9 protein-coding genes are annotated in these 10,501 nt (G+C 51.2%); 6 read left to right on the top strand and 3 right to left on the bottom strand.

Annotation, left to right across the window (positions count from 1 at the left end; translation table 11 throughout):
* The 5 genes from CV945_RS15485 to CV945_RS15465 all read left to right on the top strand — a co-directional run.
* Positions 1–280: transposase (locus tag CV945_RS15485; RefSeq protein WP_198518530.1), on the top strand; the 280-nt coding region annotated here is incomplete at its 5' end.
* A 278-nt stretch (positions 281–558) separates the two neighbouring features.
* Positions 559–2,325 (top strand): bifunctional diguanylate cyclase/phosphohydrolase, encoded by a 1,767-nt coding sequence (locus CV945_RS15480; protein WP_369827767.1) that lies wholly within the window; start codon positions 559–561, stop codon positions 2,323–2,325.
* A gap of 336 nt (positions 2,326–2,661) precedes the next feature.
* The gene (locus tag CV945_RS15475; RefSeq protein ID WP_100660115.1) at positions 2,662–3,414 is read left to right on the top strand and encodes a DeoR/GlpR family DNA-binding transcription regulator; all 753 of its coding nucleotides are present in this window, start codon (positions 2,662–2,664) and stop codon (positions 3,412–3,414) included.
* Complete coding sequence (pfkB, locus tag CV945_RS15470; protein ID WP_053915306.1) at positions 3,411–4,322, top strand: 1-phosphofructokinase; 912 nt, start codon at positions 3,411–3,413, stop codon at positions 4,320–4,322. The genes CV945_RS15475 and pfkB overlap by 4 nt, the downstream gene beginning before the upstream one ends.
* 26 nt (positions 4,323–4,348) lie before the next feature.
* Complete coding sequence (locus tag CV945_RS15465; protein WP_100660114.1) at positions 4,349–6,217, top strand: PTS fructose transporter subunit IIABC; 1,869 nt, start codon at positions 4,349–4,351, stop codon at positions 6,215–6,217.
* Positions 6,218–6,273: 56 nt separating this feature from the next.
* Here the strand turns inward: CV945_RS15465 and CV945_RS15460 are convergent, their stop codons facing one another.
* Positions 6,274–7,248 carry an MBL fold metallo-hydrolase gene (locus CV945_RS15460; RefSeq protein ID WP_050367308.1) on the bottom strand — a complete coding sequence of 325 codons (975 nt, stop codon included), beginning with the start codon at positions 7,246–7,248 and terminating at the stop codon, positions 6,274–6,276.
* 143 nt (positions 7,249–7,391) lie between these two features.
* On the opposite strand from CV945_RS15460, the gene CV945_RS15455 reads away from it, so the two are divergent.
* On the top strand, positions 7,392–7,793 hold the full coding sequence (locus CV945_RS15455) for a secondary thiamine-phosphate synthase enzyme YjbQ (RefSeq protein ID WP_049626256.1): 402 nt from the start codon (positions 7,392–7,394) through the stop codon (positions 7,791–7,793).
* Between the two features lie 174 nt (positions 7,794–7,967).
* Here CV945_RS15455 and map read toward each other — a convergent pair whose 3' ends face one another.
* A complete protein-coding gene (gene map, locus CV945_RS15450) occupies positions 7,968–8,717 on the bottom strand; it encodes a type I methionyl aminopeptidase (protein ID WP_050367307.1) in 750 nt (249 codons plus the stop codon).
* A gap of 162 nt (positions 8,718–8,879) precedes the next feature.
* Positions 8,880–10,181, bottom strand: a complete 1,302-nt coding sequence (locus CV945_RS15445; RefSeq protein ID WP_100660113.1) for an ATP-binding protein — start codon at positions 10,179–10,181, stop codon at positions 8,880–8,882.
* Positions 10,182–10,501: the final 320 nt, after the last annotated feature.

Raw genomic sequence — 10,501 nt, 5'->3', positions numbered from 1 at the left:
TGGATATAACGAAGCAAAGGAACGCTTGGAAGAATGGATTCAGTTAGCCAAACAGAGCCCTTTTGCTTCTTTTCAGGAAGCAGCCAACACGCTTGAAAGATGGAAGGAGCCGATTCTTTCCTACTTTTTGTACCCATATACGAATGCCCAAATCGAGGGGACGAATCACAAGATCAAAAACATCAAACGCCGAGCATATGGCTATCGAAATCGAGAACGGTTTCGTTTGCGTGTATTTCTGGAGTGTACAGGGAACACTACAGGTAGTCAGGCTGCCTAAGCGCTTCCTTCTTCCGCTATCGGTATGATAGTTGGTAGAATGGAACCCGTCAAGGAAAGCACTTGACTGTTTCCATTCTACCAACTTCACGGTCTGTATGCGGAAGAAGGATCTTGACTGATGAACCCATTTCATCCAGCTAACATGTTTCTGGGATTGAGTGGAAATCACAGAAAATGGTGAAGACCCAAATTTTTAGCTGAGAGTGATTTTGTATGGTTTTTGAACGGTTAAAAAACAAAGAAAAACTATATACTGTTGTTGTCTCTCTTTTAGGGATGTGTATATTTGCTACAGAGGTTGATATCCATTCTCAATCCTTAAAAGATTGGGTTTTAGTATATATATTGACTGGTTCTGTCGTTTTGTTGAATCTTTTTCCTATTATCTTGCCCCCTAAAGCTAATTCTTTTTCAATGGATTCTGCTGTTTACTTGGCTACCCTGTTTTTATATGGATTGAACTTTACGTTACAGGTTCTTTTTATTTTTAGTTTGATAGAATTGTATCGTAATCAACGAATGTCTGCATGGAGACATTTATTTAATTTCTCAATGTATTGTTTGATGATATCAGGTGCTTATTACTCATTTTTATTCTTCGATGGGAATATTGGGAAGATAAATGTCCATCATTTACTTCCTTATTTGATTAGTTTGCTAGTTTATTTTAGTATTAATGTATTATTGATTTTTCTTTTCTTCTATTTCATTGGACAAATATTTAAAGGTGCTCTAGAGTTAGGCGTCTTAAAAGAGGCGTGTGTTGGTTATTCAGTAACATTGCTTCTTTCAATGGTTTTAGCCATTTTATTGTCGGAAGAGAAATATTTTGGCTTGTCCTTATTTATTATTTTAGTAACGATATTGTCTATTGTTTTTAGGAGATTTTTGGAATTATACCAGTTAGTATCCAACCGCGCCAACAGAGATCACCTCACCGGCCTATACAACCACGGTTTTTTCAAAGAAACGCTCAAGGAGCAGTTTTCCGACTGCAAGCTGTTGAAACAGCCGTTGACCTTGGCATTTCTGGATTTGGACGATTTTAAAAAATACAATGACCGAAACGGGCATTTGCAAGGAGATCGTTTGTTGGCTTTTTTTGGGAAGCTGCTGCAACAAGCGGTGGAAGGGACGAACTTCACGGTCGCCCGCTATGGCGGAGAAGAGTTTGCCATTTTAATGCCCAACACGACGAAAGAAGACGCGTACGCGTTTTTAAACCGGTTGCGCAAAGAAGTGAACGATACATATTTTGAAGGCGTCGAGCATATTCCGTATCGTTGCCTGTCGTTTTCGTGCGGCATCGCCGAGATGGAAAAAGATATGTACGAAAGCGAGGAATTGATCCATCGCGCCGATCAAGCGCTGTATTACGCCAAGGCGCAAGGGAAAAACAACGTGCAGCTGTATGATAAGCACAATATGTGCTTGGATGAGATTAAGTTTAAGCAAGATTTGGAAGCGCTCGAGCAGCAAGTGAAATTTTTTCTTTCCAAAGATGTCTATACATACCGCCATAGCAAACGGGTGTTTAAATATGCGTTGGAGTTTGGCAGTCGTCTTGATGAGTTGACCGACCATGAACGGCAGACGCTCATTTTAGGGGCGCTCATCCATGACATTGGCAAAATTGAAGTGCCGCGCGATATTTTAAATAAGCGGGGAAAGTTGGAGAAGCATGAATGGGAGATCATTAAAAAGCACGTAACGTGGGGACGCGAGATTGTGGCGGCGGAGAAGCGGTTTGATGATTTGCTTCCGCTTGTCGAGCTGCACCACGAACGATATGATGGGAAAGGGTATCCGTACGGGCTGAAAGGGGAAGAAATCCCGAAACTGGCCCGCATTTTGTGTATTATCGATTCGTTTGACGCCATGACAACCGAGCGTCCGTACCAGCCGACGAAAACGTTTGAAGAGGCGCTTGAGGAAATCGAACGTTGCGCAGGAACGCAGTTTGATCCGGTCTATGCGGCGAAGTTTATCGCGTTTGTGCGGAAGCATTATTTGCCGCTTGCCGAGATGGAGCAACTGAATTAAGTGAAAGAAGGCACTTGCCGATGGCAAGTGTTTTTATTTTTGGCTTTCCGTGAAAATCCTGCGCCGGCAAGCGGTGATTTTCAATCCCCCGGGTCGAGGGCAAACCATTGCCCATGGACCTTTCTGTGAAAAATCAAGCGTCGGTGGGCTGTGACGTTCATGTGCTGGGAGTAGAGAGGAACATTTACTTATGGATGAGATTTTGATCGATTTTGATTGATTGAATTATTTATTTGATTTATATTGATAGAAAATGAATGTTTTTGATTGATTTTTTCACTATCTTGGGATATGATAGAGTTGTAAGCGATATCCCCGATGATCGGAGGTGGGAGTGTGCTGACAGAAGAACGCCACCGCCTCATTTTGGACCTGTTGGCGCAAAAAGGAGTCATCAAGCTGCAAGAGCTCGTGGAGGCGACCGGTTCGTCCGAGTCGACGATTCGCCGTGATTTGACGCAGCTTGAAAATGAAAAGAAACTGCGCCGCGTGCATGGCGGGGCGGCCTTGTTGCAGCAGAAACGCGAAGAGCTAAGCGTATCGGAAAAATCGCTGAAGTATATCGAAGAAAAGCGGCGGATCGCCGCCTATGCGGCCAGTTTGGTCCAAAAAGGAAACTGCATTTATTTAGATGCGGGAACGACAACGTGGGAAATGATTCCACATTTGGCTGACAAAGAGGTCATCGTTGTCACGAACGGCGTGATGCATGTGGAGCGGCTGCTTGAGCATAACGTCACGACGTACTTAGTCGGCGGCATGATTAAGCCGAAGACGAAAGCGTTAATCGGGCGCGGCGCCATCGAGTCGCTGCGGCAGTACCGCTTCGACCAATGTTTCATCGGCGCGAACGGTGTTCATTACGACTATGGTTATACGACGCCGGACCCGGAAGAGGCACTGGTGAAATATACGGCGATGCAGCTGGCGCAGCGTGCGTATGTGCTTGCAGACCATTCGAAGTTGAATGAAAGCGCGTTCGCAAAAATTGCGGATTTGCATGAAGCGGTGTTGATCACCGATGAATTGGATGAAGAGTGGAACGATTTGTATCGAACAAAAACAACAGTAGAGGTTGTGGCTCCATGATTTACACATGTACGTTGAATCCATCTGTTGATTATATCGTTCATCTCGATGAGCTTCATGTTGGCGAACTGAATCGTTCGGTGAAAACGTTCACATTTCCGGGCGGGAAAGGGATCAACGTGTCGCGTGTGTTGAAGCGCTTGGGTGTTGACAGCACGGCGCTTGGGTTCATCGGCGGATTTACCGGCGGGTACATTGAAAGCGAACTTCGGAAAGAAGGCATTGCCTGCGATTTTGTTCATGTCCCAGGGCAAACGCGCATTAACGTCAAACTGAAAGCGGGGCGGGAGACGGAAATTAACGGTGAAGGCCCGATGATTGCCGATGACGATGCCGCGCAATTGATCGCGAAAGTCGGAGCGCTTTCAGCTGGCGATGTGCTTGTTCTCGCTGGAAGCGCGCCGACGTCGCTGTCGGCGGACATGTACGAGCGATTGGCGGCTGAGTCGGTGAAGCGGCGCGTTCGCCTTGTTGTTGACACGAGCGGTCCGGCGCTCGAGAGGCTGCTTGCGTGCCGCCCGTTTTTGGCTAAGCCGAACCATCATGAGCTGGCCGAACTGTTTGGTGTTGCGATGGTGACAAGAGAAGACATCGTGTTGTATGGCCGACGACTGGTGGAAAAGGGAGTGGAACACCTCATTGTGTCAATGGGCGGCGACGGGGCGTTTTACTTCAACGAGGAAACGGCGCTGTTTGCCGAAGCGCCGAAAGGCGCAGTGAAAAATTCGGTCGGGGCGGGCGATTCGATGGTCGCTGGATTTTTGGCTGCCCAAGCGAACGGGAAATCGATTGAGGAAGCATTCGCTTACAGTGTCGCCGCTGGAAGCGCGACCGCGTTTTCGGAAGATTTGTGTACGAAAGAGGAAGTGGAAGCGCTCGTCGACCGCGTCCATATCGTGCATTTATAAATTGAAAATAAAGGGGGATTGGGCCAATGAAGATTACAGATTTGTTGACAAAAGAAACGATGATTCTCGCGCTTCAAGCGAAGACAAAGGGCGAAGTCATTGATGAACTGGCTGAAAAGCTTGCCGAAGCGGGAGCGGTCAGCGATGTGGAGGCGTTCAAACGAGCGATTTGGGCGCGCGAACAACAAAGCACGACCGGCGTTGGAGATGGCGTTGCCATTCCGCACGCCAAAACGGCGGCGGTCAAGCGCCCAGCGGTGGCGTTCGGCCGTTCAGCGGAAGGCATTGATTATGAGTCGCTCGATGGCAAGCCAAGCCATTTGTTTTTCATGATCGCCGCACCAGAAGGCGGGGAACAGACGCACCTTGAGGCGCTTGCCCGCTTGTCGTCGATGTTGATGGATGCATCGTTCCGTGCTCAGCTTGAAACCGCTTCAAGCGAAGAGGAGATTGTCCGTTTGTTTGCTGAGAAAGAAAGCGAGCAAGAAGCTCCTCGGCAAGCCGCACGGGCAGAGAACGGGAGGAAAGTGCTGGCGGTGACCGCTTGTCCGACCGGAATCGCTCATACGTATATGGCCGCTGATGCACTGAAAGCGAAAGCAGCGGAAATGGGGGTGGCGATCAAAGTCGAGACAAACGGCTCCGATGGAGTGAAAAACGAGCTGACGGCGAAGGAGATTGAAGAAGCAACGGCGATCATTGTCGCAGCCGATAAACAAGTCGACATGGACCGTTTTGACGGGAAACCTGTCATCCAAGTGCCGGTCGCCCGTGCGATCCGCGAGCCGGAGAAGCTCATCGAGCAGGCGCTGCGCCAAGATGCACCGATTTATCGGGCGAGCAGCACGGCGCGAGGCAGCGCGGGAGCGGCGAAGCCGCGCACCGGTTTTTACAAGCATTTGATGAACGGTGTATCGAATATGCTTCCGTTTGTCGTTGGCGGCGGGATTTTGATTGCCCTTTCCTTCACGTTCGGCATTAAAGCGTTTGACCCGAACGATCCGTCGTATCATCCGTTTGCCAAACTGTTAATGGACATTGGCGGCGGCAATGCGTTCGCGTTGATGGTCCCTGTGCTGGCCGCATTCATCGCCATGAGCATTGCCGATCGACCAGGGTTTGCGCCGGGGATGGTCGGCGGCTTTCTGGCGGCGAACGGCGGAGCTGGGTTTTTGGGGGGATTGATCGCCGGTTTTTTGGCCGGGTATTTGGTTGTCGGGCTGCGCAACCTGTTCAGCCGTTTGCCGCAGTCGCTTGAGGGGATTAAACCGGTGTTGCTCTATCCGGTATTCGGCATTTTTCTCACCGGCGTCATCATGATGTATGTGGTCATTGATCCGGTGAAAGCGTTGAATGAAGGGTTGAAACATTGGCTTTCCGGCATGGGAACCGCGAACTTAGTGCTGCTTGGTGCGGTGTTGGGCGGCATGATGGCGGTTGATATGGGCGGACCGATCAACAAGGCGGCGTATACGTTTGGGCTGGCCATGATTGAAGCGGGCAACTTTGCGCCGCATGCGGCGATTATGGCTGGCGGGATGGTGCCGCCGCTCGGCTTGGCGCTGGCGACGACGTTCTTTAAGAAAAAGTTTACGAAAGCCGAGCGTGAAGCTGGAAAAACGTGCTATGTCATGGGCGCTTCGTTCATCACGGAAGGGGCGATACCGTTTGCGGCGGCTGATCCGGTGCGGGTTATTCCATCGATTATCGTCGGCTCGGCTGTAGCCGGAGCGTTGACGATGTGGTTCCATATCGGGCTGCCGGCGCCGCACGGCGGAATTTTCGTCATCCCGATCGTCAAAGGCAGCGCATGGCTTTATATCCTTGCCATTTTGATCGGCTCCGTCGTGACGGCGCTGATGGTCGGGCTGTGGAAAAAAGAAGTGAAAGAATAAGAGACAAGGCGTTCCGCGGGCAGCGGAACGCTTTTTGTCCGTTGGAGCGGCGGGCTTTATGGCTCGTTTCCCCCCGATTCCGCACGCCTGAACCCCCCGCTTGCGGCTAGTTGGGCGGCATCGATCACCTCGCCGAGCTTCAAGCAAAGCAAGCGCTCCTCTTCCAATCCGCGCCGCCGCCATTCAGCCCATAGGCGGTCAAGCGCTTCTTTCGGCGTATCGTCGGCCAAGCGGAACGCCCCGTAATGCATCGGGACAAACAGGCGAGCGCGGCAGTCCAAAAACGCCTGCACGGCTTCTTCCGGGGTCGTGTGCTGCGGCCCCATGAACCATTCCGGTTCATAGGCGCCGATCGGCAAGAGCGCATAGTCGATGGAAAAGCGGTCGCCGATGTCGCGAAAGCCTCGGAAGTAGCCGCTGTCGCCGGCGAAGTAAATGGTGGGGGCGCCGTTTGATGTGATCACCCATCCGCCCCAATGCGACGTGTTCGTGTCCCACAGCGTCCGCCGTGTCCAATGTTGGGCTGGAACGAATGTGAGCGTCACGCCGCGGAATTCAGCCGTGCGCCACCACGACAGCTCAGTGACATGGCGGAAGCCGCGGCGGCGGAGCAGACGGCCGAGCCCCTCGGGCACGAACACGTGCGGGTCGCCCGGCAAGCGGCGGAGGCTGCCGATATGCAAGTGGTCATAGTGGCCATGGGAGATGAGCACAACGTCCACAGGCGGCATGTCCTCAAGCGCGATGCCCGGAGCTGACAAGCGTTTGGCCGTGCCCATCCGCTGCGCCCAAACCGGGTCGGTGACGATCGTAACGCCGGCCAACTGCATGATAAAGGTCGAGTGGCCAACCCAGCAAAGCTGCGGCCGTCCGCCGGGCTTGTGAAGCCGGTCGGATTGCGGCGGCTCCATGCGGGGTACAACGTATGACAAATCTTTTTGTTTTTGTTTCCGCTCCCGTTGCCAGCGGCGAAAATCAGCCCATGTTTTGTGCGTCGAGACGTTGTCGAGATTCGTGTATCGTTTCGGCACGGCAGTTTCACCCCAATGGACTTTGCTAGGAGACTCCCGTTTCCATGCAGGGATGGCAGGTGGGAGGCCGTTCCATGTGCTATAATTAAATGGTAGCAAATTTTGCGTTGTTCTACAAAATATTTGTTCAGGAGGTGAAAGACTTGCTTCAATCTTTTTCGCTTCGCACGACAAAGCGCGATGAAATGGTGGAGATTACGTCATTTGTCGAAGAAACGGTGCGCCAGTCCGGGGTAGAAGAGGGGGTGGCGATCGTTTATTGCCCGCACACGACAGCCGGCATCACGATTAACGAAAACGCGGATCCTGACGTGAAGCGCGATATGATGCGCCGCTTTGATGAAACGTACCCGTGGGAGCATCCGCTTGACCGCCATATGGAGGGAAACACGGCCGCTCATATGAAAGCGAGCACGGTCGGCGCGTCGCAACATGTTATCATTCATGAAGGCCGGCTGTTGCTTGGCCGTTGGCAAGGCATCTATTTTTGTGAATACGACGGGCCGCGCCAGCGGACGTTTTACGTGAAAGTGCTGAAAGGGTAGTAACCATAATTATATTATGTAAACAAAATGGCAGGAAAAAGCAATGGCAACACAGCGGCCGCAACGGTCTGGCCAGAATAAAGAGAAGGGAACGAAAAACCCGGGCCAACGTGTACCCGGGTTTTTCGAATGTCGAAAAAATCAAGCTGTTGAGAACAAGAAATATCTGCATCCTTACGCCGTCGTCGTTAAGATCAGCGGCCCGTTTTTCGTAATGGCGATCGTATGTTCATATTGCGCCGAATACGAGCCGTCAATGGTGCGCGCCGTCCAGCCGTTTGCGTCCATTTTGCTTTGCCATGCCCCCATGTTCACCATCGGCTCGATCGTAATGACCATCCCTTCCTTTAAGCGCATCCCTTTTCCTTTTTCGCCAAAATGGGGAACGTACGGCTCTTCGTGAATCGTCGGCCCGATGCCATGCCCGGTGAAATCGCGGACGACGGAAAACCCGTGCGATTCGACGTACGTTTGAATGGCATGGCCGATATCGCCGATCCGGTTGCCGACGACCGCCTGTTCGATGCCTTTGTATAGCGACTGTTCCGTGACATGGAGCAGCTTTTGCACATCTTCACTTACATCACCGACCGCGTACGTCCAAGCCGAATCAGCGAGCGCCCCACGCCAGTTGACCACGAAATCGATTGTGACGATGTCGCCCTCTTTCAACGGCTCGTTGCGCGGAAACCCGTGGCAAATTTCATCGTTAATGGAAGCGCATGTCGCATACGGATAACCGCGGTAGCCTTTTTGTTCCGGTTTGGCGCCGTATTTGGCCAAAAACGTTTCAACGAACCGGTCGATCTCCATCGTCGTGACCCCCGGTTTGATGCGCTTGGCGATTTCTTGATGGCAGGCGGCCAAGAGTTTCCCCGCCTCACGCATCAACTGAATTTCTCGTTCCGTTTTGACGTGAATCATGCAACTGTCTCCTTTTCCTTCGGTATGTTTCCATCCTATAGTATTGTAACAAAAACGCCAGTGGTGATAAACTGTCGGGAACATAGGACAAAGAAAAAGGACACCCGAACAGGCATCCTTTGTTTCGCTGGTTATCGTCTTCCCCCAGTTTGGCCGCGGCGTTTACAAGACGGCAAACAACTGCTTTTCTTTATCGGAAATCGTGGATGGGGATGGGGACGGAGCGAGCGGCAAATAAATCGATACCGTCGTTCCTTTATGTATTTCGCTTTCAATTCGAATTGTTCCGTTCATTGATTCGACAATGCGATAGACGACCATCATGCCAAGCCCGGTGCCTTTGACTCCTTTTGTCGTAAAGTACGGCTCCCCAAGCCGATCAAGCTGTTCTTTCGTCATGCCGATGCCGGTATCGGCAATGCGGATGAGCACGCGCCCGTTATCGAGCGAAGCGTATACCCACAGCGTGCCGCCGTTCGGCATCGCTTCAATGGCGTTTTTCATGATATTGAGCAAACATTGGCGGAACTTTTCCCGTTCTCCCATTACGGAAAACGGGGCGAGCGATGCCTGAATGTCGACGCAGCTCATATTGGCGAGCGGACGGATGATGTCGATGGCCCGCTCCACTTCCAGTTTGACGTTCAGCTTTTCCGGCATCTCCGGGGCCGGCTTGGCGAATGTCAAGTAATCGGTGATGATCGCTTCCGCCCGGTCGAGCTCCTCCAACGCAATGCGGGCGTACTGGCGGCGCTTTTCAGCGGCAAGCGGCTGCTCTTCAATCAGCTGGATAAACCCGCGCGCCGCTGTCAAGGGGTTGCGGATTTCATGAGAGATGGAGGCGGCCAAATGGGTGACCGCTTCCATTTTTTCGGCACGGATGATCCGTTTGCGCAACGCCATGTCATGGTACACCATCTCGCGGGCGGCGCAAACGATGAGCATGCTTGCCGGTTGTACGAGCAAAAATGTAAGTGAAAGAAGAAGCGGGGGCGGGTTGTTGACGATCCACTCTACCATGGCGATCGTCAATAGGCCGGATGCAAAGCTGAGCAGCGTCGCCAGCAGCACGCGCTGTTTGGACGGCAGCGAGGCAAAGCGTTTTGTCCATAAACTACTGACCGCAGCGATGGCAATGGAAACAACGACAGTGATCAAAACACCGGCTCCGCCGAACAATGAGCGATAGACGATCGTCACGAGCACCAACAAGGCGGCCGGACCAACCCCGCCGTATAGGCTGCCGAGCCAAAGCGGAATTTGCCACAAGTCGAACATAAAATCGTTTTCCGCGCCGACCGGAAGAGTGATGCATAGGACGATTACAAGGGCGTAACAAGCGGTCGGCAAATACAGGCGGAGGCGCTTTGGCCCTTTTTCTTGCTCCGTCCATAGCGGGACAAGAAACACCGGCAGGAGAATAAAAAACAAGTTCAGCAAAAAGTCTTTTAAAATACTAAGCATCGCGGCACCTTCTTTCCCATCGTCAGCTGCATAACCAGAATTTCTACAAAAACTGCGAATATATTACATTGTAACCGGAACATCACGGGTCTGTTAAGGTGAAATTGATAGTCTTTTTTTGCTATAAATCTCGTTTTTTCGACAAACATAGGCAAAAAGAACTGTTTTGTTCTTAGTCAAGAATCCTCTTTTGTTTTTTGAATTATTCTATAATATTTTAATTGGTAACTATTCAGCCACATCATAAAGTGAGCTGAATATTTTCTTCTTTCCTTGTCTATGATGTGAATATTGATAGACAAGGAGGTGAATCGCATGTT

The sequence above is a fragment of the Geobacillus sp. Manikaran-105 genome, assembly GCF_002809955.1.
GTDB classification, from domain to species: Bacteria; Bacillota; Bacilli; order Bacillales; family Anoxybacillaceae; genus Geobacillus; species Geobacillus thermophilus.
The sequence above is the reverse complement of the archived record's forward strand: the minus strand, read 5'-3'. Positions and strand labels throughout refer to the sequence as shown.